Genomic DNA, 23,417 nt, shown 5'->3' on the forward strand with positions numbered 1-23,417 from the left:
GACGAGACGGCGTTTACGCAGTGTGGGTTGTTCGCGGTGGAGGTGGCGCTGTTCCGGTTGGTGGAGTCGTGGGGTGTGCGGCCGGATTTCGTAGCGGGGCATTCGATTGGTGAGCTGGTGGCGGCGCATGCGGCGGGTGTGCTGTCGCTTGACGACGCGTGTGTGTTGGTGTCGGCTCGTGGGCGGTTGATGCAGGCGTTGCCGTCGGGTGGGGTGATGGTGTCGGTGCAGGCCGCCGAGCTTGATGTGCTCCCGCTGCTGGCCGGTCGTGAGGCCGAGGTGAGTGTGGCGGCGGTCAATGGGCCCCGCTCGACCGTGATCTCCGGTGCCGAGGCGGCCGTGTCCGAGGTTGCCGGGCTGCTGGAGGCCGAGGGCGTCAAGACCAAGCGGCTGCGCGTTTCGCACGCCTTCCATTCACCCTTGATGGAACCGATGCTGGCGGAGTTCCGGCAGGTGGCCGAGGGGCTGTCGTACGCGCCACCGCGTATCCCCGTCGTGTCGAATGTGACGGGCCAGGTCGCTGACGTCGAGGCGCTGTGCTCCGCCGAGTACTGGGTGCGGCATGTCCGCGAGACCGTGCGGTTCGCCGATGGGGTGCGGAGCCTGGTGGACCAGGGCGTCACGACCCATCTGGAGCTGGGCCCGGACGGAGTGCTGTCCGGGATGGGCCAGGAGTGCGCTCCCGACGCCGTCTTCGCCCCGGCCCTGCGCACCGGTCGTGACGAGGCCGCCTCGCTGCTCGAAGCGCTGGCTCGGATCCATGTCCAGGGGCGCTCCGTGGACTGGGCCGCCTTGCTCGCACCGGCGCGCCCCCGTCCCGTTGAGCTGCCGACGTATGCCTTCCAGCGGGAGCGGTACTGGCTGGAGCCGGCCGCGGCGATGGCGGATGTGGCCTCGGCGGGGCTGGGGTCCGCGGAGCATCCGTTGCTCGGTGCCGCGGTGACGCTGCCCGACTCCGACGGCTGCCTGTTCACCGGCAGGCTGTCCGCGCGTACGCACGCCTGGCTGGCCGACCATGAGGTGCTGGGGGCGGTGATGCTGCCGGGGACGGCGTTCGTCGAGCTGGCGCTGCACGCGGGTGGCCGCGTCGGATGCGCCCGGCTGGAGGAGCTGACGCTCGAGGCACCACTGATCCTCCCCGAGCACGGTGGCGTCCAGGTGCGGGTGACGGTCTCGGACGCCGATGACTCGGGGCGCCGGGCGCTGACCGTGCACTCGCGCGAGGACGGTGGGGAAGGGCCGTGGCTTCGGCATGCGACGGGCAGCGTCATCCCCGAGCCGGCCGTCTCCACCCACGCGGCCGTTCCCGACCCCGTATGGCCGCCGAAGAACGCCGAACCCGTGGCGCTGGAGGGGCACTACGAGCGGCTCGCCGAAACGGGATTGCGGTACGGGCCGGTGTTCCAGGGGCTGCGTGGCGTGTGGCGGCGCGGAACCGAGGTGTTCGCCGAGGTCGCGCCGTCCGACGAAACGGAGCAGGAGCCGCGCCGTTTCGGCCTGCACCCGGCCTTGTTGGATGCCGCCCTCCACGCTGTGGGCGCCGCGGCGGCGACCGGCACGTCCGAGGCCACCGATGCACCGGAGGAGATCCGGCTGCCGTTCTCGTGGAGCGGAGTGTCGGTGTACGCGGCGGGCGCCGCCACGCTGCGCGTACGCCTCAGCCCGACGGGGACCGACGGCATGGCGCTGTCGATGGAGGTGAGGGACGGGACCGGTGCCCCGGTGGCCACGGTGGACTCGCTGGCGACGCGCCCCGTCTCCCCTGAGCAGATCAACGCGGCGCGCGGTGCGGTACACCAGTCCCTCTTCCAGCTGAACTGGAGCGTTCTGCCGGGCGCCGAGGCGCAGGTGAACGGCGCCGCGGCCGAGGTGGCGACGCTGGACGGTGCCGACTGGCACGACATGGCGGCGTTGCGTGAGTCAATCGGCTCCGAAGGGTCCGTGCCTCCGGCGGTGGTGTGTGTGGTCCCATCCGTACCCACCGTCGAGGGCGGTCAGCCGACCGGGGGCGATGAGATACGAGGCGTGATCCATCGGGCGCTGGGGCTGGTCCAAGGGTGGCTGGCCGAGGAGCGGTTCGCCGGTTCGCGACTGGTGATCGCGACGCATGGCGCGGTGACCGTCGAGGACGGCGAGGAGCGCCAGAACGACGGGATCGCGGTGGATCTCGCGGCCGCCGCCGTATGGGGACTGATACGGACCGCGCAGACCGAGCACCCCGGCCGGTTCGTCTTGGTCGACTTGGATGCCGACCTGGACGTTGACCTGGATGTCTACATGGACGTCGATCTGGACGGTCGGGAGCAGGAATCGGGGGAGTCCGGGCGTCGTCCGCTGACCTCTGAGACCCTCTCCCTGCTGTCCGCCGCGGTGGCGAGTGGCGAACCCCAGGTGGCGGTGCGCGACGGGCGACTGCTGGCGCCTCGTCTGGGCCGGGTGCGGACCGCCGGATCCATCTCGACCGCCGGATCCATCCCGACCACCGGGACCACCCCGACCACCTCGCCCGCCCCGACCACCCCGACCGCCGAGGCCGCGATGGCTTCGGCGGTGTGGGACGCGGACGGCACGGTCCTGGTGACCGGTGCCACCGGCACACTGGGCGGGCTGGTCGCCCGTCATCTCGTGGCCGAGCGCGGCGTACGCCATCTGCTGCTGGTGAGCCGTCGGGGCGTGGATGCCCCCGGCGCCCGCGAGCTGGAGGCGGAGTTGGTGGCGGCGGGTGCCTCGGTCGGCTGGGCCGCCTGCGACGTGGCCGACCGGGACGCGCTGGCCGCCGTGGTGAAGGGCGTCCCCGAAACACATCCGCTGCGCGGAGTGGTCCACACGGCCGGGGTGCTCGACGACGGTGTCATCGCATCGCTGACGCCTGAGCGCATGGACGCGGTGCTGCGCCCGAAGGTGGACGCGGCCATCGCGTTGCACGAGCTGACCGAGGCGATGGACCTGTCGGCGTTCGTGGTGTTCTCCTCGGCCGCCGGAACCTTCGGCACGGCCGGGCAGGCCAACTACGCGGCCGCCAACGCCCTCCTCGACGCGCTGATACGGCGCCGCCGGGCCTCGGGCCTGCCCGGCCTGTCGCTCGCGTGGGGATTGTGGGACGAGCGCGGCGGAATGGCCGGAGGGCTGGCCGAGGCGGATCTGCGGCGCATGGGCCGGGCCGGAGTGGACGGTCTGTCGCCGGAGGAGGGCCTGGCCCTGTTCGACGCGGGATGTGCCGGGGAACTGCCCGTGGTCGTCCCGATGCGGCTGGACCCGGCCAAGGCGCGCGGCACGGAGGGCGAAGTGCCGCACATCATGCGGGAGTTGGTGCGGCCCATCGTGCGCCGGGCCGCGGCGGATGGCACCGGTGCCGCGGGTGACCTGCGGGAGCGACTCGCCATGGCGTCGTCGGAGGACGGCGAACGCCTGGTGCTCGACCTGGTGCGGCGGTGCGTGGCCACTGTGCTCGGGCACGGTGGGGCGGCCGCGGTGGAGCCGGGCCGCGCCTTCAAGGACTTCGGTTTCGATTCGCTGACGGCGGTGGAGCTGCGCAACCGGCTGGGTACGGCCACCGGACTGCGTCTCACGGCCACGCTGGTGTTCGACTATCCGACGCCGACCGCCCTCGCCCACCATCTCCACCTGGAGCTGACCTGCGGGGACGACGGCGTACGTACTGCCCAGCCCACCCTGCCCACCGGCAAGGCGGATACCGGCCACGACCTGACGACCGACAGCGACCTGGTGGCGATTGTCGGCATGGCCTGCCGTTTCCCGGGCGGCGCCCGGTCCCCGGAGGAGCTGTGGCGGCTGCTCGCGGCGGGCGATGACGCCATTTCCGGCTTTCCTGCCAACCGTGGCTGGGATGTGGCGGGGCTGTACGACCCCGACCCGGAGGCGGACGGCAAGAGCTATGCGCGTGAGGGCGGCTTCCTGCACACCGCCGGCGAGTTCGACCCGGCGTTCTTCGGCATCTCGCCACGCGAGGCCCTGGCGATGGACCCGCAGCAGCGGCTGCTGCTGGAGACGTCATGGGAGGCGTTCGAACGGGCCGGAATCGATGCGACGACCCTCCGGGGCAGCGCGACCGGTGTCTTCGCTGGTTTGATGTACCACGACTACGGATCCCAGCTCCGGAGCGTCCCCGAGGGCGCCGAGGGCTACCTGGCCACGGGTGGGTCCGGAAGCATCGCATCGGGCCGGGTCGCCTACACCTTCGGTCTCGAAGGCCCGGCCGTGACCATCGACACCGCCTGCTCGTCATCGCTGGTGGCGCTGCACCTCGCGGCGCAGGCGCTGCGGCAGGGCGAATGCTCCCTGGCGCTGGCGGGCGGAGTGGCGGTGATGTCCACCCCCGCTACGTTCGTGGAGTTCAGCCGTCAGCGGGGTCTTGCGCCGGACGGCCGGTGCAAGGCGTTCGCGGCGGCCGCGGACGGCACCGGCTGGGGCGAGGGCGTGGGCATGCTGCTGCTGGAGCGGCTGTCGGACGCACGCCGCAACGGTCACCGGATCCTTGCGGTGGTACGTGGCTCCGCCGTCAACCAGGACGGTGCGAGCAACGGTCTCACCGCGCCCAACGGGCCGTCCCAGCAGCGGGTGATCCGCGCCGCGCTGGCGAACGCGCGGCTGTCGGCGGGCGAGGTGGACGCGGTCGAGGCACACGGTACGGGTACGACGCTCGGCGACCCCATCGAGGCGCAGGCGCTGTTGGCCACGTACGGCCGTGAACACACCGACGACCAGCCCCTGTGGCTCGGCTCGATCAAGTCCAACATCGGGCACACCCAGGCCGCGGCCGGTGTCGCGGGCATCATGAAGATGGTGCTCGCCATGCGACACGGTCTGCTGCCACAGACGCTGGGCGTCGACGAACCGTCGTCACACATCGACTGGACGGCGGGAGCCGTCGAGCTGCTCACCGAGGCCAGGCCATGGCCCGAGACCGGCCGCCCACGCCGGGCGGGTGTCTCGTCCTTCGGCCTCAGCGGCACCAACGCGCACATCATCCTCGAACAGGCGCCCGTGGCCGGGGCCGACGATGAAACCCCCGAGGGGGACGCGCGGTTGCCCCTCGCCATGGTGCCGTGGGTGCTCTCGGCGAAGTCCGACGCCGGGGTGCGGGGGCAGGCGGCGCGACTGCTCGCACTGGTGGCCGGGGACACCGGCCCGGCGACGGCGGACATCGGTCTGTCGCTGGTCACCACGCGCGCGGCGTTCGATCGGCGGGCGGTGGTGCTGGGCGCCGACCGTACCGCGCTCGTCAAGGGCCTGACCGCGCTGGCCGAGGGCCGCGAGGCGACGGGCGTGGTACGGGGGGCAGTGGTCGGCTCCGACGCCCGTGCGGCCTTTGTCTTCCCCGGTCAGGGGTCGCAGTGGGTGGGGATGGCGGCGGGCTTGTTGGAGTCTTCGCCGGTGTTCGCGGAGCGGGTGGGTGAGTGTGCGGCGGCGTTGGCGCCGTTTGTGGAGTGGTCGCTCGGGGATGTGTTGCGGGGTGGTGAGGGTGCTGCGGCCGTGTTGGAGCGGGTGGATGTGGTGCAGCCCGCTCTGTTCGCGGTGATGGTGTCGTTGGCGGAGCTGTGGCGTTCGTACGGTGTCGAGCCTGCTGCCGTCATTGGTCATTCGCAGGGTGAGATCGCGGCGGCGTGTGTGGCGGGTGCGTTGTCACTGGAGGACGCCGCGAAGGTGGTGGCGTTGCGGAGCAAGGCGCTGCGGGCACTTTCGGGTCGTGGCGGCATGGTGTCGGTGTCGCTGCCCGTGGAGGTGGTACGGGAGCGGCTGGCTCGATGGGGCGAGCGGCTGTCGGTGGCGGCGGTGAACGGGCCCTCGGTGGTCGTGGTTTCCGGTGACGCGGACGCGTTGGATGAGCTGCTGGCCGTATGCGAGGGCGATGGGACCCGGGCACGTCGCGTCCCCGTGGATTACGCCTCGCACTGCGCCCATGTGGAGGAGATCGAGGAGGAGTTGCTGCGGGAGCTGGCGGATATCGCGCCTCGGGCCTCATCGGTGCCGTTCTACTCCACGGTCACGGCGGGTGTGCTGGACACCCAGGAACTGGACGCCGGGTACTGGTACCGCAATCTGCGTCAGACGGTGCGCTTCGAAGAGACCGTACGCGCCCTGCTGACTGACGGTTTCCAGGTGTTCGTCGAGGCCAGCGCCCATCCGGTGCTGACGATGGGTGTGGAGCAAACGGCCGAGGACCACGGCACCCGCGTCACCGCTGTCGGTTCGCTGCGCCGTGATGAAGGCGGGCTGGAGCGGTTCCTGACGTCCCTGGCCGAGGCGTACGTCGGCGGCGCGTCCGTCGACTGGGCGGGGGTGTTCGCCGGAACGGGTGCGGAGCGGGTGGATCTGCCGACGTATGCCTTCCAGCGCACGCACTTCTGGCTGGAGTCCGAGGCCGTCGAGGTCGCCGGCGACGTGTCATCGGTGGGGCTGGACTCGGCCGGGCATCCGCTGCTGGGGGCCGCCGTGCCGCTGCCCGACTCCGATGGGTTCCTGCTCACCGGGCGGTTGTCGCTCCGTACCCATCCCTGGCTCGCCGACCACGCGGTGGCGGATGTCACGCTGCTGCCGGGGACGGCCTTCGTGGAGCTGCTGATGCGGGCCGGTGACGCGGTCGGCTGCGACCGGGTGGACGAGCTGACCCTCGGGGCCCCGCTGGTGCTGCCCGAGCAGGGCACGGTCCGGCTACAGGTCGCGGTCGGCGGTCCCGACGAGACGGGGCGGCGCTCGGTCGGTGTGTACGCGCAGACGGAGGATGGCCCCTGGACACAGCATGCCACCGGTGTGCTCGGCAGCGACGGCACCTCGGCCGACCGCGCCACCGAGCCGGAGCTGGAGTCGGTGGCATGGCCACCGGCCGGTGCGGAGGCGGTGGATGTCGCCGGGCTCTACGAACGGTTCGCACGCACCGGACTGGGCTACGGGCCGTCCTTCCAGGGGCTGCGCGCCGTCTGGCGCAAGGGCGACGAGGTCTTCGCCGAGGTCCGCCTGGCGGAGGAGGCAGGGCAGGACGCCGGGCGCTTCGGCCTCCACCCGGCCCTGCTGGACGCCGCGTTGCACGCGATGGCGTTCGGCGGTTTCGTCCGCCTCCCCAAGCCTGATGGCAACGCCGGTCGGGATGAGGGATCCGGCACCGGACGGGTCCGGCTTCCCTTCGTCTGGAGTGGAGTCGCGCTGCATGCCACGGGCGCGTCCGCGCTGCGGGTGCGGCTGTCCCCGGCCGGGCCGGACGCGGTGTCCCTGACCGCGCTCGATGAAGCGGGACGGCCCGTGGCCTCGGTGGATTCGCTCGTCACCCGCGCGGTCGCCCGGGACCAGCTCGGTGCGGCACACGGCGCTTTCCATGAGTCGCTGTTCCGCGTGGAGTGGACGGCGCCCGCGACGGCGTCGCCGTCGTCCGGGGCTCCCGGCCGCTGGGCCGTGCTCGCCGAGGGCGACACGGGGCTGTCGGCGGCGCTGAAGTCGGCGGGCACGGCGGGCGCCCTGGCCGAGACATACGCGGATCTGTCCGCGCTGGGAGAGGCCATCGAGGCTGGGCGAACGGCGCCGGATCTGGTGTTCGCCTCCCTTTCCTCCCCGGTGGTGCTCGCGCCGTCCGCCGAGACCGTCCGTGTCGCGGCCCACCGGGCGCTCGCGCTGGTGCAGTCGTGGCTGGCCGATGGGCGGTTCGGACGGTCCCGGCTGGTGCTGGTCACCCGTGGGGCGGTTGGTGTCCGGCCAGGGGAATCGCTCGCCGATCCAGCCTGCGCCTCGGTGTGGGGACTGGTGAGGTCGGCGCAGTCGGAGAACCCCGACCGCTTCCTGCTGCTCGACCTGGACGACCAGGAGGCGTCGTTCGCCGCCCTGCCGCAGGCCCTGTCGGGTGACGAACCGCAGATGGCGGTGCGCGGCGGTGGGGTGCTGGTGCCACGGCTCGCACGCGTCCCCGCGGCCCGCGCGACCGCGCCCACCTCGGCCGGGGAACGGGACGGTGGGGCCACCGCCACGCCGCTGTGGGACCCGGAGGGAACGGTCCTCATCACCGGCGCTACGGGTGTGCTGGGCTCACTGGTCGCCCGTCACCTGGTGGCCGAGCACGGCGTACGCCATCTGCTGCTGACCAGCCGCCGGGGCCGCGAGGCCACCGGCGCCGCAGAGCTGGTGGACGAGCTGACCGCGTCGGGGGCCTCGGTGTCCCTGGCCGCCTGCGACACGGCCGACCGCGCCGCGCTGGCACGGCTGCTGGCCACCGTACCGGCCGAACATCCGCTGACCGGCGTGGTGCACGCGGCCGGTGTGCTCGACGACGGGGTGATCGGGTCGCTGACCCCGGAGCGCGTCGACACGGTGCTGCGGCCCAAGGCCGACGCCGCCGTCAACCTCCACGAGCTGACGGAGCACCTGCCGCTGTCCGCGTTCGTGCTGTTCTCCTCGGCGGCGGGCGTGTTCGGTGGCAGCGGCCAGGCCAACTACGCGGCGGCCAACGCGTTCCTGGACGCGCTGGCGCGGCGGCGCAGGGCGCGGGGGCTGCCGGCGGTCTCGCTGGCCTGGGGGCTGTGGGCGGAACGCAGCGCCATGACGGGACACATGGACGACAGCGATGTCGAGCGGCTCAACCGGGCGGGAGTGGCCGCGCTGTCGTCCGAGGAGGGCCTCGCGCTCTTCGACGTGGCGACGGCGCGGGCGTGGCACGCCTGGGCCGGAGGCCCCGGCGCGGGTGAGGGCACTGATGTGAGTGGCAGCGGGCACCCCCGGACCGCCACCGACACGGATCCCCTCCTGGTGCCGATGCGGCTCGACATCGCGGCCCTGCGGGTGCAGGCCGCCTCTCTCGGCGTCCCGCATCTGCTGCGTGGCCTGGTGCGGGTCCCGGCCCGCCGGACGGCCCACAACGCCGCCTCCGGCTCCGCCACCGGCGACGGGGGAGTGGAGCCGATCGGGCAGCGGCTGCACGGGCTGTCCGGCCGGGAGCAGACCCAGGTTCTGACCGAGCTGGTGCGCACCCATGCCGCCACCGTGCTCGGCCATGACTCACCGGACCTGGTGGAGGACGGACACGCCTTCCTGGAGCTGGGCATCACCTCGCTCACCGCGGTGGAGATCCGTAACCGGCTCAACCTCGCCACCGGTCTCAACCTGCCCGCCACGCTGCTCTTCGACCACGGCACACCCGCGGCGCTCGCCGCCTATCTGCGGGCCCAACTGGCCCCCGGCGCGCCCGAGTCCGCGCCCCAGGCCGGGGCTCCGGCCATCGGCGCGGCGCAACCGGTCTCCGCACCGGCCGCCGGTGCCGCCAGGGCGGCCGGGGCGGGCTCGACGATCGAGGAGCTGTACCGGCAGGCGTGCGCCGATGAACAGTACGTGGCGGGCACCCAGTTGCTCATGGCCGCGGCCCGGCTGCGCCCGTCGTTCCAGACGGCCGCGGAGGTGACCACCGCGCCCAAGCTGGTGCGGCTCTCCAAGGGCGCCACGGCGCCGGGCCTGGTGTGTTTCCCCTCGCTGGTCGCCATCTCGGGGCCCCGTGAGTACGCCAGGTTCGCCGCCGGGTTCCGGGGCCGACGCGATGTCTCCGTGCTGCCCGAGCCCGGCTTCGGCAAGGGGGAGCTGCTTCCGGCGAGCGTCGACGCGGTCGTGGAGATGCAGGCGGAGGCGGCGCTGCGCTGTGCCGGGGAGAAGCCGTTCGTGCTCGTCGGGCGCTCGTCGGGCGGCTGGATCGCCCAGGCGGTCGCCGGGTGGCTGGAGGCACGTGGCAGCGCGCCCTCCGCGGTCGTCCTGCTGGACACCTATCTGCCGCGCAGTGAGGCGTTGCCGTGGATCCAGACCAATCTGTCCGGCAAGATGTTCGACCGGGAAAAGATGTTCGGTGTGGTGGACGAGGGCAGGCTGACCGCCATGGGCGGCTATCTGCGCCTTTTCTCCGACTGGGCGCCCACACCGATTGACGCGCCCATTCTGACGGTGAAAGCGGAGGAATCCTTTCCGGGGTCCGGAGAGGGGGCCGACGAGGAATCGGCATGGGGTGCCGCACTGACTCGTATCGACGTTCCCGGCGACCACTTCACCATGATGGAGGATTTCGCCAGCGTGGCGGCCGAAACGGTTCTCAACTGGCTTGCGGAGAATGTGTGATTCGCATGGCCTGACATCCTGATAGGCTCGCGTTCATTCGAAGCGCGGAAGAAAAAACGGGGAAGGCGCTCGCGGATTTCTGATGTCGCCGAAGACCTTTCCATTACTGCGGGAGGAAACATCATGACGTCATCCAATGTCAGCGCGGTCGGCGAGCGGGTCGGCGAGTTCTACGACCAGCTGGTGGGCATGTTCGACGCCTCGCTCTACGGTCCGAACATCCATGTGGGCTACTGGAACAGCCAGGAGGACACCACCAATCTGGAGGAAGCCGCCGACCGGCTCACTGACATGATGGTCGAGCGGCTGCGCATCGGCGCCGGCTCCCGGGTCCTGGACATCGGCTGCGGCTTCGGCGGCCCCGCGATCAGGCTCGCGCGGACGACGGGTGCCGAGGTGGTGGGCGTCAGCGTCAGCCGTAAGCAGGTCGAGAAGGCCAATGAGCTGGCCGAGGCCGCCGGGGTGAGCGGCAAGGTCACCTTCCAGTACGGCGACGCGATGGACCTGCCCTTCGACGACGCCTCGTTCGACGCCGTCTGGATGCTGGAATCCGTGATGCAGATGCCCGACCGGACGGCGGCGCTCGCGGAGGCCGCCCGCGTCCTGCGGCCGGGCGGCAGGCTGGCGCTCACCGACAACTATGAGCGCGAGGCGATATCCGAGGAGCGGCGGCCGGTCATCGAAAACATTCTCCAGCGGTATCTCACTCAGCCGCCCGCCTCTTTCGAGACATACCCGGCGATGCTGCGCGACGCCGGGCTGCGCTGTACGGAGCTGCTCGACGTCAGCGAAAGCACCACCAAGCAGTCGGTCAGGCGGCTCGGCGAGGCCATGGCCCAGAACATGGAGCAGCTGGCGTCGAAGGTCGATCCGGAGGTCTTCAAGAAGCTGAAGCCCGCCGAGGGCGAGAACATGGAAATGCCCGAGCTGGGTTATCTGATCGCCACCGCGCGGCGGCCCGAGACCGCGTAATTTCTCCCCGCGAATCGGTATTTTCCGGCTCGCTTCAGGAGTTCCCCGAGGGGCGGGCCGGTATTACGAGCCGGTGTTACGGCCCGCCCCTCGGCGCACTGAGCGCCTCCAGCCCCGGCCTCACTCACCCGCACCACGCGGTGCGCACGTTGCACGGCGCGGCGTCGCCTACCGTTGGAGGCAGCCGGAGAACCAGGGAGGCGGGGAAGATGACCACCGCACCGGACACCGTTCCGCTGCCCTCGGGCGAGCGGATCCCGCTGCTCGGCCAGGGCACCTGGCACATCGGTGACGACCCCCGGCGCCGCGCCGACGAGATCGCGGCGCTGCGGCGTGGACTCGACCTCGGGATGACCCTCGTGGACACCGCCGAGATGTACGGCAGCGGCGCCTCCGAGGAACTCGTCGCGGAGGCGATCGCCGACCGCCGTGACGACGTCTTTCTGGTCAGTAAGGTGCTCCCGAGCCACGCCGACCGCAGTGGCACCATCGCGGCCTGCGAGGGCAGCCTGCGGCGGCTCGGCACCGACCGGATCGATCTGTATCTGCTGCACTGGCGCGGGCGGATCCCGCTGGAGGAGACCCTCGAAGCCTTCGCCGAACTGGCCGACAGCGGCAAGATCCGCCACTGGGGTGTGAGCAACTTCGACGCCTCCGATATGACGGATCTCGTCTCCATCCCCGGTGGCGACGGGGTCGCCGTCAACCAGGTGCTCTACAACCTCACCAGGCGCGGTATCGAGCACGACCTCATGCCCTGGTGCCAACGGCGCGGCATCCCCCTCATGGCCTATTCGCCCATCGAGCAGGGACGGCTGCCGCGCGCCGCGGCGCTGCGGGAGGTCGCACGGGCGCATGACGCGACGCCCGAGCAGGTGGCGCTGGCGTGGGTGCTCAGGCAGGGGGTGCAGGCGATCCCCAAGGCCGGGCGGGTCGGACATGTCGAGCAGAACCGCGCCGCGCTGGATCTCGAGCTGACCCCGGAGGACCTGGACGCGCTGGACCGCGCCTTTCCGCCGCCCACGGGACCCGTGCCCCTCGACATCCTGTGAGCCCGTGCTCCTCGATGTCCTGTGATCCCGGGGTCTCGATGTCCTTTGGACCCGAGGTCATCGAGATCCTTTGAGCGAGGTCCTCGGCGGCTCCCGGCGGTCCGTTGTCGGACCCCCGCGCTACCTTGCCGACATGACGCAATTCGTACTGGTGGCGGGTGCCTGGCTGGGGTCGTGGGCATGGGACGAGGTGGTGCCGGAGCTGCGGGCGGCCGGACACGGCGCGCATGCCCTCACGCTGTCCGGGCTCGCCGGGAAGCAGGGTGTGCCGGCCGGGCAGCAGACCCACGTCCAGGACATCGTCGGCGAGATCGAGCGCCTCGATCTGCGCGATGTGGTCCTGGTGGGGCACAGCTATTCGGGCATCCCGGTCGGCCAGGCCGCCGAGCACATCGGTGACCGGCTGGCCCATGTGGTGTTCGTGGACTCCAACGTTCCGGCGGACGGTGGGTCGTTCCTGTCGGCCTGGCCCAGCGGCCGGGCCATGGTGGAGGCGTCGATGGCCGCCAACGACGGCTGCTGGGCACCCCTGACCGCGGCCGACTACGGGGGCCAGGGGCTCACCGACGAGCAGATCGCGCGGATCGTGGCCGGTTCCACGCCGCATCCGGGCGCCACGCTGTCCGAGCCGGCCGTCCTGGCGCGCCCGCTCGGCGAGCTTCCGGCCACCTACATCAAGTGTTTGCTCGACGGTGCCGAGCCGACGGACGATGTGGCCGAGCTGCTGAAGAGCGAGCGCTGGCGGCTGGTCGAGATGGACACGGGCCACTGGCCGATGTTCTCCCAGCCGGGTGGGCTGGCCCGGATACTGCTCCAGTGCGCCGGGGCATCGTGATACCGCACCCCGTCTGACGCGGGTGGTGGCACCCGGCGCAGGCCACGCCGTGTGCCACCGTGCCGCCGGTGCCGTCACTCGCAGCCGTACCGCCAGTTCCAGCCCACGAAGGTGTGCCGCAGCTCCACATCGAAGCGGCAGCTCGCCGTCCCGTCGGCCTTCAACTGGACGTAGGAGTGGTGGGTGTTGTCGTACCAGTCGCCCGTCGGATCGAAGACGCCCTGATACGCGAAGTCGGCGTGTGCCTCGGAGTTGACCTCCGCGCAGTCCGTGGCGCAGTCGTCCTTCGCGGTCTGCGAGGTGAGCGACCAACCGGCGTCCCACGGCTCGCGGTTCCACTCCTGGGTGGCCGTGGTGCCGGCCGTGGTGACGCGGCCGTCCGCCGTGTCCCACGAGGAGGCGGTGTACAGGCCCGTCATCCGGATGTTGCAGCAGTCGTACATCTCGTTCCAGCCACGCAGCTGATGGCCCGCGGCGGTGGCGGCGGCCGTGGTGGCCGTGGTGGTGGCCGTGGTGGTGGCTGTGGCGGCGGTGCGCGCCGGGCGGTCCGATGCCGGGCCGCGCCGTACGGAGCCCAGCTCCGGCTCGCAGTCGGGGCCTATGGTGATCTGCCCCGAAACGGCCTGGCCGGGCGCAGGGGCGGGGAGCTCGCCGGTCAGCCGGACACCGTCACAGGACTTCGGCACCGGGTCGGACTCCTGCGCCGTCGCCACCGTCGTACCACCCATGAGTGCCACCAGGGAGACGGCCGACACGGCCGCGACGCTCAACCGGCTGTTCACTTCTCACGTCCTTTGATCCGATGCGGTCCGAAAGGTGCGGCGCGCCTCGGTGCGGATGCGCCGCCAGGTCACGCGGGTGATCGTAACGGCGGTCGTGCGCGGGAGCGGGGGCGTGGGAAAGGTTGGCAGGAAGGTGGCGGGGCGAGCCCCCGCCCGGCCGTGCGTACGACATCAGACTCCACGGCTGGGGTAGACTGCCGGGGTCCTGTTGTCTCCGATAGAGGTGGACGTTGCGTATCTGAGGTTCGCGATCATCGCGCGGTACGGCACAAGCCGTAGCCCGTCACGCCGTAGTCGGCCCTTCTGCCGCCCGTGACCCGCGTGGATGCGACCTCGGTGCATAAGCCGTCCCTCGCCCTTCGGAGGACCGCACCCCATTCCCCGGCTTGGTCGCCGCGTGGTGCTCGCATACGTAGCCCCTTGTTCACAGCGCTTACGAATGCGAGATCACCATGGCAGCATCCCCCACCCCCGGCGCCTCCGTGACCTGCTCGGCCGTGTCCTTCCAGTGGGCCGACGGCACGCCGGTCTTCGACGGCCTGTCGCTGGCCATCGGGCGGGGCCGCACCGGCCTCGTCGGCACCAATGGCAGTGGCAAGTCCACCCTGCTGCGGCTGATCGCCGGCCGGCTGCGCCCCGCCGAGGGGTCGGTGACCGTCGGCGGCAGCCTCGCCTACCTTCCGCAGAACATCACGCTTGACACCACCCTCCGCGTCGACCAGGCCCTGGGCATCGCCGAGCGGCGCGCCGCGCTGCGCGCCATCGAGGCCGGAGACATCGACGAGGCCCACTTCGAGACGGTCGGCGACGACTGGGACGTCGAGGAGCGGGCCGTGGCGACGTTGGGTTCGCTCGGGCTCGGCGGTGTCGAACTGGACCGCACCGTCGGCCATCTGTCCGGCGGCGAGACCGTACTGCTGCGGCTGGCCGCCCTGCTCTTGGAGCGGCCCGACGTCCTGCTGCTCGACGAACCCACCAACAACCTCGACGTGTTCGCGCGGCGCCGGCTCTACGACGCCGTCGACTCCTGGCGCTCCGGTGTGCTGGTCGTGGTCAGCCACGACCGTGAGCTGCTGGAGCGGGTGGACCGCATCGCCGATCTGCGGTCCGGGTCGGTGACCTGGTACGGCGGCGGCTGGTCCGCCTACCAGGAGGCGCTGGCCACCCAGCAGGAGGCGGCCGCGCGGATGCTGCGGGCCGCCGAGGCGGATGTGCGGCGGCAAAAGCGCGAACTGGAGGAAACCCAGATCAAACTGGCCCGCCGTCAGCGGCACAGCAAGAAGATGGACATCGAGCGGCGGGCGCCGAGGATCGTCGCCGGTGCCCGCAAGCGGTCCGCGCAGGAGTCGGCCGGCAAGCTCAAGGATCTGCACGAGGACCGCCTCCACGAGGCGCGTGAGCGGCGTGAGGAGGCCGCGGAGGCGGTCCGCGACGACGCCGAGATCCGGGTGAGCCTGCCGCACACCGCCGTGCCCGCGGGCCGCACCGTGCTCAGCCTGAGTGAACTGCGCCCCCGGTACGGCGCCCTGCGCGATGCCACCCTCCATGTGCACGGGCCCGAACGCATCGCGCTGGTCGGGCGCAACGGAGCGGGCAAGACCACCCTGCTGCGCACCCTCACCGGTCAGCTCAGCCCGGTGTCCGGGGAGGCCAGGACGTATGTGCCGCTGCGGTTCCTGCCCCAGCGGCTGGATGTGCTGGACGACGAGCTGAGCGTGGCGGCGAACGTCGCGCGCCGGGCGCCCGGGGTCAGCGACAACCAGATCCGCTCCCAGCTCGCGCGCTTCCTGTTCAAGGGGGCGCGTGCCGAGCAGCCGGCGGGCACCCTCTCGGGTGGCGAACGCTTCCGGGCCGCCCTCGCGGCGACCATGCTCGCCGCACCGGCCCCGCAGCTGCTGATGCTCGACGAGCCGACCAACAACCTCGACCTGGCCAGTGTGCGGCAGCTGACCAGCGCGCTGGACTCCTACCAGGGCGCGCTCGTGGTCGCCAGCCACGATCTGCCGTTCCTGGAGTCGATCGGCATCACCCGGTGGCTGCTGGTCGGCGAGGAGTTGTGGGAGGTCGCGGCCGACGAGGTCCGGGATCTGCTCGAGGAGTCGCCCGTGGTCGAGGTGAGTGACTGAAACGCGCTGGGGCGGGCGGCCGTGTGGCCGCCCGCCGGTCCGCCCCGCTTCTCCGGCCCGTATACGTAAATTCGCGTCAGCGAAATCAGCATCTGGTATCCGCGCAGGTTAAGGCGCATTCAAGGTTGGCTCATGCGTCCCGGCCTACCTTCGGCTGCGATCTCTTTCACCTGAGATATATGAACGCGCAACAGAGGGGAGAAGGTGGCGGCGACGCCGATGTCTTCGCGTCTGGCGAGATTCAGCCCGTCGCGGCGCGAGTGTGCACGACTGCTTGTTGACTCTTCAGTAACGACGTGGCTAATTTCATTCGGCGCCGTTTCGCGAGATTGCCGTGCCATACGTTCGGCATGCGTTGCCCGAATTATCTCCCTTTCCTGCCGCGCTAGCGATTTTCGGAGAAAACATGTCATCCGCCGTGGACGCCGGCGATCTTGTCATCGGCATCACTCCGTTCGGGGAACCGGACGCCAGACTCGCCGCCGCGGTCAGCCGCGCGGGTGGTCTCGGCGTCCTCGACCTGGGAACATCGGGCCGCCAAGCCCTCCAGGCATGGGAAGACATCGGTGAGTGGGTGGCCGATGGCCGGTACGGCGTACGGGTCGCGGCGGGCTGTCCCCTCACCCCTTCGGACCTGCCGGATGCCCCGCCCAGCGGCTCCCCTACGAACGGCTCATTCGGCGGTGTGCCAGGTCCGCATACGGTGGTGCTCGGGGTGGACTCGCCCTGGCCGGTGGAGGCCGTTGCCGACTGCCGCCGGGTGCTGGCCGAGGTCACCGACCTGGCGGAGGCCCTCGATGCCATCCGCGCCGGAGCGCACGGGCTGATCGCCCGGGGGAGCGAGAGCGGCGGCCGGATCGGGGCGCTGGGCACCTTCGTCCTGCTCCAGCGGCTCCTCGCCGACCCCCGGGTGTCCTTACCGGTGTGGGCCTGCGGTGGCATCGGTCCGCGCACCGCCGCGGCCTGTGTGCTCGGCGGTGCGGCCGGGGTCGTCCTCGACACCCAGCTGGCCCTGCTCGCCGAGTCGGGACTTCCCGAGGACCGCGCCGCCGCCATCCGCTCCATGGACGGCTCCGAGACCACCGTCCTCGACGGACACCGCGTACTGCGGCGCAGGGGGCGCGCTTCGCAGGCCGAACCGCCTCTGACGGTGGGTCAGGATGGCTTTCTGGCCGGGCGGTTCGCCGAGCGGTGGCGGGATGTGGGCCGCACCGTCCGAGGTATCACCGAAGCCGTCCGGGAGGCGGCACACGAGGCCGTACGGAACGGCTCGGCCGTCTCCGCGCTGTGCCCCGGCGCCCCGCTGAGCACCCGCCTCGGCACCCGGTTTCCCATCGCGCAGGGCCCGATGACCCGGGTCAGCGACCAGGGCGCGTTCGCCTCCGCCGTCGCCGCCGGGGGAGCGCTGCCGTTCATCGCGCTCGCGCTGGCCGGACGCGAGCAGGCCCGCACCATGCTGGAGGAGGCCGCGGCCGCGCTGGACGGACGCCCCTGGGGCGTCGGCGTCCTCGGTTTCGCACCCGAGGAGATCAGGAACGCCCAGCTCGAGGCCGTACGGGAGATCCGCCCCAGCCACGCCATCATCGCGGGCGGCCGGCCGTCCCAGGCGAAGGCGCTGGAGCGGGACGGCATCGCCACCTTTCTGCATGTGCCCTCGCCGGGGCTGCTGGGCCAGTTCCTCCAGGCCGGGGCCCGGCGGTTCGTCTTCGAGGGCTCCGAATGCGGCGGCCATGTGGGGCCGCGCAACAGCTTCCCGCTGTGGGAGGCCCAGATCGCCGTCATCGAGGACTTCCTCGACGGAGCGGCGCACGATCCCCAGCGCACAGCGGGCGCGGAAGACGCCGACGGTCTCGACGGCAGCGGCGGGGGAAGCGACGGCGCGGGTATCGAGATCTTCTTCGCCGGGGGAGTGCACGACGAACGCTCGGCCGCGATGGTGGCCGCGCTCGCCGCCCCGCTCATCCGGCGCGGTGTCGCCGTCGGGTCGCTGATGGGCACCGCGTATCTGTTCACCGAGGAGGCGGTGGCGCACGGCGCCGTACAGCCGCTCTTCCAGCGCCAGGTGGTGGCCGCCGAGCACACCGTGCTGCTGGAGACCGCACCCGGCCACGCCACACGATGTGTGCCCAGCCCCTTCACCGAGAGCTTCGACACCGTGCGGGAGCGGCTGGGGAAGGAGGGCCTGCCGGACCGGGAGGTCTGGGAGCGGCTGGAGCGGCTGAACGTGGGACGGCTGCGGATCGCCAGCAAGGGCGTGGACCGTGGGCCCGATGGCGCACTGGCTCCGGTGGACGAGGAAGGCCAGCTCAGCGGCGGTATGTTCATGGCCGGACAGGTCGCCGTGATGCGCTCGGCCACCACCACGATCGATGCGCTGCACCACGCGGTGGGCGCCGGCGCCGCCGACTTCCTCACCGCACGCGCGGAGGCGGTGTGCGAGCGGCTGGGCGTGGCCCCGGCCCCCGCGGCGGCCGAGGCGCCCGCGCCGCTGGACGTGGCCGTGGTCGGCATGGCGTGCATGTTTCCGCAGGCGCCGGACCTGGCCTCGTTCTGGGCCAATGTGGTGGGCGGGGTGGACGCCGTCACCGAGGTGCCCGCCGAACGCTGGGACCCCGCCGTCCACTACACGGGCGCCAAAGATGGCGCCTCCGCTGCGAAATCAGCCTCCAAATGGGGCGGCTTTCTGCCACCCATCCCCTTCGACCCGCTGCGCTACGGCATCCCCCCGGCCTCACTCGGCAGCATCGAACCCGTCCAGCTGCTGGCCCTGGAGGCCGCCCGCCGGGCCCTGGACGACGCCGGATACGGCGATCCCGGCGACGGTGGCCGGGCCTTCGACCGCGCCCGCACCTCCGTGGTGTTCGGCGCCGAGGCGGGCAGCGATCTGTCCAACGCCCAGACGCTGCGCGCCGTCCTGCCGCGCTATGTCCACGAGGTGCCACGCGCCCTGACGGACCAGTTGCCGCGGCTCACCGAGGACTCCTTCCCCGGCATGCTCGCCAATGTCATCTCCGGCCGGATCGCCAACCGGCTCGACCTCGGCGGCGCCAACTACACCGTGGACGCGGCCTGCGCGTCATCGCTGGCCGCCGTGGACGTGGCCTGCAAGGAACTGACCGCGGGCACCAGCGACCTCGTGCTGTGCGGTGGCGCCGATCTGCACAACGGAATCAACGACTTTGTGCTCTTCTCCTCGGTGCACGCCCTCTCCCCGACGGGCCGCTCCCGCACCTTCGACAGCTCGGCCGACGGAATCGCGCTCGGCGAGGGCGTCGCCTGCGTCGTCCTCAAACGGCTGGCCGACGCCGAACGCGACGGCGACCGGATCTACGCCGTCGTCAAGGGCGTCGGCTCCTCCAGCGACGGCCGCTCGCTCGGGCTGACCGCCCCGCGCCCCGAAGGGCAGCGGGCGGCATTGGAGCGCGCGTACGCCAACGCCCGGATCTCGCCCGCCGACGTCGGCCTGATCGAGGCGCACGGCACCGGTACGGTCGTCGGCGACCGCACCGAACTCACCGTCCTGGGCGAGGTGTTCACCGAGGCCGGGGCCGCACCGGGGGCGTGTGCGCTGGGCTCGGTGAAGTCCCAGATCGGGCACACCAAATGCGCCGCGGGACTCGCCGGGCTGGTGAAGGCCACGATGGCACTGCACACGGGCATCACACCGCCGACCCTGCATCTGGCCCGGCCCAACGAGGCATGGGACGCGGACCGCAGCCCCTTCGCCTTCCACACCCGGGCCCGGCCATGGGCCGCCGCGCCCGCCGAACGGGTGGCCGGGGTCAGTGCGTTCGGCTTCGGCGGGACCAACTTCCATGTGGTGCTCGCGGCACACGGCCGGGGAGCGCCACCCGCGCAGGGCATGGACGCCTGGTCGGCCGAGCTGTTCCTCTTCCGCGGCGCCGACCGGGCGGCCGCGCTGCGGGTGGTCCAGGAGACACTCGACCAGCTCATGGCCAATGACACGGCGGGGCGGCCATGGCGGCTGCGCGACCTCGCGCTGACCGCCTCCCGGCGGGCCGACGCGGGCCAGGAGCCGGTCCAGGTGGCCGTGGTGGCCTCGGACCTGGACGACCTGGCCGCACGATTACGACAGGTGCTCGCGGGCGATCCGCCGGGCCCGGGGCCGCGCGGAGCGGACGGGTCGCACCTGGCCCCGGACGCCGCCGAGGGGCCCGGGACCGCCGAGGGGCCCGAGGGCGGGCCGGAGCGCGGCAAGGTGGCCTTTCTCTTCCCCGGGCAGGGCAGCCAGCGCCCCGGGATGTTCGCCGACGCGTTCGTCACCTTCCCCGCACTCCAGCGCCATCTGCGCCACGGACGCTCCTACGCCGACGCGCTGTATCCCCCGGCCGCCTTCGACGAGGGCGGGGCGGCGGCACAGCGCACCGCGATCACCGACACCAGGGTGGCCCAGCCCGCACTGGGCATCGTCGGACTCGCCGCGTACACCCTGCTCACCTCGGCCGGGGTACGGCCCGACATGGCGGCCGGACACAGCTACGGCGAACTCGTCGCACTGTGCGCCGCGGGCGCCCTCGACCCCCGTACGCTGCCGCCGCTGAGCGCCGAGCGGGCGGCCGCCATCCTCGGCGCTGCCCAGGCCGACGCGGAGGAGCCCGGCACCATGGCGGCCGTGACCGCTGCCCCCGGCGAGGTCGAACCGGTGCTGCGCACCGCCGGACTCGCCGAGCGCGTGGTGGCCGCCAACCACAACGCACCACGGCAGACCGTGATCTCCGGGCCCGAGCGGGACATCGAGGAGGCGGTCCGGCTGCTGCGCGAGGCCGGGCACTCGGCCAAACGGATCCCGGTGGCCTGTGCCTTCCACAGCCCGCTGGTGGCCGCGGCCGGTGGGCGGTTCGCCGAGGCGCTGGGCCGTCATCCGGTGCGGGTGGCCGAGTTCCCCGTCTGGGCGAACCGCACCGCCGCCCCGTACGAAGCGGAGCCGGATGCCGTCCGCGCCGAACTCGCCGCCCAGATCGGCGCGCCCGTCCGCTTCGTGGCGCAGATCGAGGCCATGTACGAGGCGGGCGCACGGATCTTCGTGGAGGCCGGTCCGGGGACGGTGCTCACCCGGCTGGTGGGCGAGATCCTCGATGGCCGTCCGCATCTCGCCCTCGCCTGCGAGGGACGGCGGTCCGGCTCCGATGGACCGCGGGGATTCCTCGACACCCTCGCCCGGCTGGCCGTAGCCGGCGTTCCGGTGCGTACGGCGTGGCTGTTCCACGGCCGGGACGCGGTGGTGGCGGGATCCGCCCCGCCACCGAAGCGGCCCGGCTGGACGGTCGACGGACACCTCGTCCGCACCGCGAACGGTGAGCTCCTTCCCGGTGCGCTGGCACCGGCCCGACGTGTCATGGAGGCGACGGTGAGCCAGACGGATCGGACGGGTGGCGGCGAGTACGGCGGCGGGGACAAGGACGCCCTGATCTCGGAGTTCCTGAGGACCAGCCGGGAGATGATCGCCGCCCAGCGCGATGTGCTCCTCACGTACCTCGGCGGGGCGCCGGGAGAGCGGCCCGCGGCGCCACCGGCCCCGGTCGCCGCGGCCACGGACCTGCCTGCCGAGCTCGCCCCGGTGGCGGTGGCCCCGGCGGCCGCCGAGGTCCCCAATGCTGTCGGGTCTGCCCCCGCGACCGCCCCCGCCACCGGGCCTGATGTGCTGCGCGCGGTCTCCGAGATCATCAGCGAACGCACCGGCTATCCGGTCGACATGATCGAACCCGACCTCGACCTCGAGGCCGATCTCAGCATCGACTCCATCAAACGGGCCGAGATCGCGGGGGAGTTGGCGCGGCGCCTCGGTGTGGCGGGCACGGACACCGCCATGCTGGGCGATGAAGAGCTGGAGGAGTTGGCCAGGGCCCGTACGACCGCCGCCGTCACCGACTGGCTCACCGCTCGTCTCGCGCCCGCCCCCGCGACCATCGCACCGCCGCCCGATGAACCGGAGCCGGTGGCCCAGCCCCTGGCCGAGCCGATGGCCGAGCCGGCGGCCGAGCCCGTGGCCGTGGCCGGTGTGGCGCCCAAGCGGCTGCGGCTGATGCCCGTACCCCTCGGCGCACCGGATGCGGGCGGATCCGCGCCACCCGATCTGACCGGTCGGCGCTTCGCCCTGCTCGGCGGGGACGGTGACGGGGTGGCCGCGGCGGTGGCCACCCGCCTGGGCGAGCGCGGTGCCGAGACCGTCGTCCTCGCCGCCGACCATCAGCTCACCGAGGACGACGGCCGGGTGGACGGTGTGCTGCTGCTCGACCCGCTGGCCGCCTCCGGCGCGCCGGTGCTGCCGGAGGCGTTCACCCCACTCCAGTCGGCACTGCGGCGCGCCCCGGATTGGCTGCTGGCGGTCCGCCGCACCGACTCGCTCGACGCGCGCACGGCCGGACTGCGCGGGGTCTTCCGCACGGTGGCCAGGGAGTATCCGGACACGATCACCAGACTGGTGGAGTTCCCCACCGATACGGTCGACTCCGGCGACACGCCCAAGCCCACCACCGGGGCCGTGTCCATCGACGCCATTGCCGACGGCCTGCTGGACGAACTGCTCGCCCCGGACCGTACGCTGCCCGTCGTGCTGCGCACCGTCGAAGGGCGGCGGCACAGCCTGGATCTCGTGGAGACCCCGCTGGGTGCGCTGGCCGGTTCGGGCGCGGGGCCCGCCGGGGACGGCGCGGCGGAGGCCACCGCGCTCGGTCTGGACCGTGATGCGGTGGTGGTCCTGGTCGGCGGGGCGCGTGGCATCACCGCGCGGTTCGCCGCCACCCTGGCCTCCGCCGCCCGCTGCCGGATCGAGCTGCTCGGCCGTACGCCGGAGCCCGTCGGTCCCGAGGGCCCGGCCACTGCCGGGGCCCGCGACGAGACGGCCCTGCGCGCGGCGCTCGCGGCCCGGGGCGGGCTGGGGCCCGCCGAGATCCAGCGGGAGGCCGCCCGGATCCTGGCGCGGCGCGAAGTGACCGCCACCGTGGAGGAGTTGAACGCGCTCGGCGCCCGGGTCCGCTATCGCTCGGTGGACTTCCGCGACGCCGAAGCGGTGCTCCAGGCGGTGAAGCAGATCCACGCCGACCACGGACGGCTGGACGGTGTCGTCTACGGGGCCGGGGTGATCGAGGACCGGCTGATCGAGGAGAAGTCCGCCGAGTCCTTCCAGCGTGTGTACGGCACCAAGGTGGAGGGGGCCCGGACACTGTTGGACGCGCTCGCGGAGCTGCCCGAACCCCCGGCGTTCGCCGTGTTGTTCGGCAGCATCGCCGCCGTCCTGGGCAACCGTGGCCAGGTGGACTACGCGGCGGCCAACGACGCGCTGGAGACCCTCGGCGCACGTTGGCGGGACCGCACCGGCCGCCGGGCGCTGACCGTGCACTGGGGCCCCTGGGCACCGGCAGGAGTCCACGGCGGGATGGTCACACCGGAGCTGGGCCGTGAGTACGCCCGGCGCGGCATCTCGCTCATCGACCCCGAGGAGGGCACGCTGGCGCTGCTGCGCGAGCTGGCCTGGGGCGAGGAGTCCACGGGGTCCGTCGTCTACACCGCCTCCGGCTGGTGAGCGTGACGGAGG

7 protein-coding genes and 1 pseudogene are annotated in these 23,417 nt (G+C 72.3%); 7 read left to right on the forward strand and 1 reads right to left on the reverse strand.

From position 1 onward, the window contains the following. The 4 genes from AB0E24_RS44710 to AB0E24_RS44725 all read left to right on the forward strand — a co-directional run. A partial coding sequence (locus AB0E24_RS44710) for an SDR family NAD(P)-dependent oxidoreductase (protein ID WP_359385663.1) occupies nucleotides 1–10,095 on the forward strand: 10,095 nt, incomplete at its 5' end. Nucleotides 10,096–10,218: 123 nt separating this feature from the next. Further along, on the forward strand, nucleotides 10,219–11,067 hold the full coding sequence (locus AB0E24_RS44715) for an SAM-dependent methyltransferase (RefSeq protein ID WP_351375712.1): 849 nt from the start codon (nucleotides 10,219–10,221) through the stop codon (nucleotides 11,065–11,067). A gap of 209 nt (nucleotides 11,068–11,276) precedes the next feature. Beyond that, nucleotides 11,277–12,119: an aldo/keto reductase gene (locus tag AB0E24_RS44720; RefSeq protein ID WP_359385666.1), complete on the forward strand. Its 843-nt coding sequence runs from the start codon at nucleotides 11,277–11,279 to the stop codon at nucleotides 12,117–12,119. A 133-nt stretch (nucleotides 12,120–12,252) separates the two neighbouring features. Then, nucleotides 12,253–12,954 carry an alpha/beta fold hydrolase gene (locus AB0E24_RS44725; protein WP_359385668.1) on the forward strand — a complete coding sequence of 234 codons (702 nt, stop codon included), beginning with the start codon at nucleotides 12,253–12,255 and terminating at the stop codon, nucleotides 12,952–12,954. 74 nt (nucleotides 12,955–13,028) lie between these two features. Here AB0E24_RS44725 and AB0E24_RS44730 read toward each other — a convergent pair whose 3' ends face one another. Beyond that, nucleotides 13,029–13,736, reverse strand: a complete 708-nt coding sequence (locus tag AB0E24_RS44730) for a hypothetical protein (protein ID WP_359385670.1) — start codon at nucleotides 13,734–13,736, stop codon at nucleotides 13,029–13,031. A gap of 452 nt (nucleotides 13,737–14,188) precedes the next feature. Here AB0E24_RS44730 and AB0E24_RS46125 point away from each other — a divergent pair. The 3 genes and pseudogenes from AB0E24_RS46125 to AB0E24_RS44740 all read left to right on the forward strand — a co-directional run. Then, nucleotides 14,189–14,800 (forward strand): annotated as a pseudogene (locus AB0E24_RS46125) (ATP-binding cassette domain-containing protein); the annotation flags it as partial. Between the two features lie 219 nt (nucleotides 14,801–15,019). After that, nucleotides 15,020–15,862: an ATP-binding cassette domain-containing protein gene (locus AB0E24_RS46130; protein ID WP_435865396.1), complete on the forward strand. Its 843-nt coding sequence runs from the start codon at nucleotides 15,020–15,022 to the stop codon at nucleotides 15,860–15,862. Between the two features lie 406 nt (nucleotides 15,863–16,268). After that, nucleotides 16,269–23,405 (forward strand): SDR family NAD(P)-dependent oxidoreductase, encoded by a 7,137-nt coding sequence (locus AB0E24_RS44740; RefSeq protein ID WP_359385673.1) that lies wholly within the window; start codon nucleotides 16,269–16,271, stop codon nucleotides 23,403–23,405. Nucleotides 23,406–23,417: the final 12 nt, after the last annotated feature.

The sequence above is a fragment of the Streptomyces malaysiensis subsp. malaysiensis genome (assembly GCF_040653035.1).
GTDB classification, from domain to species: domain Bacteria; phylum Actinomycetota; class Actinomycetes; order Streptomycetales; family Streptomycetaceae; genus Streptomyces; species Streptomyces malaysiensis.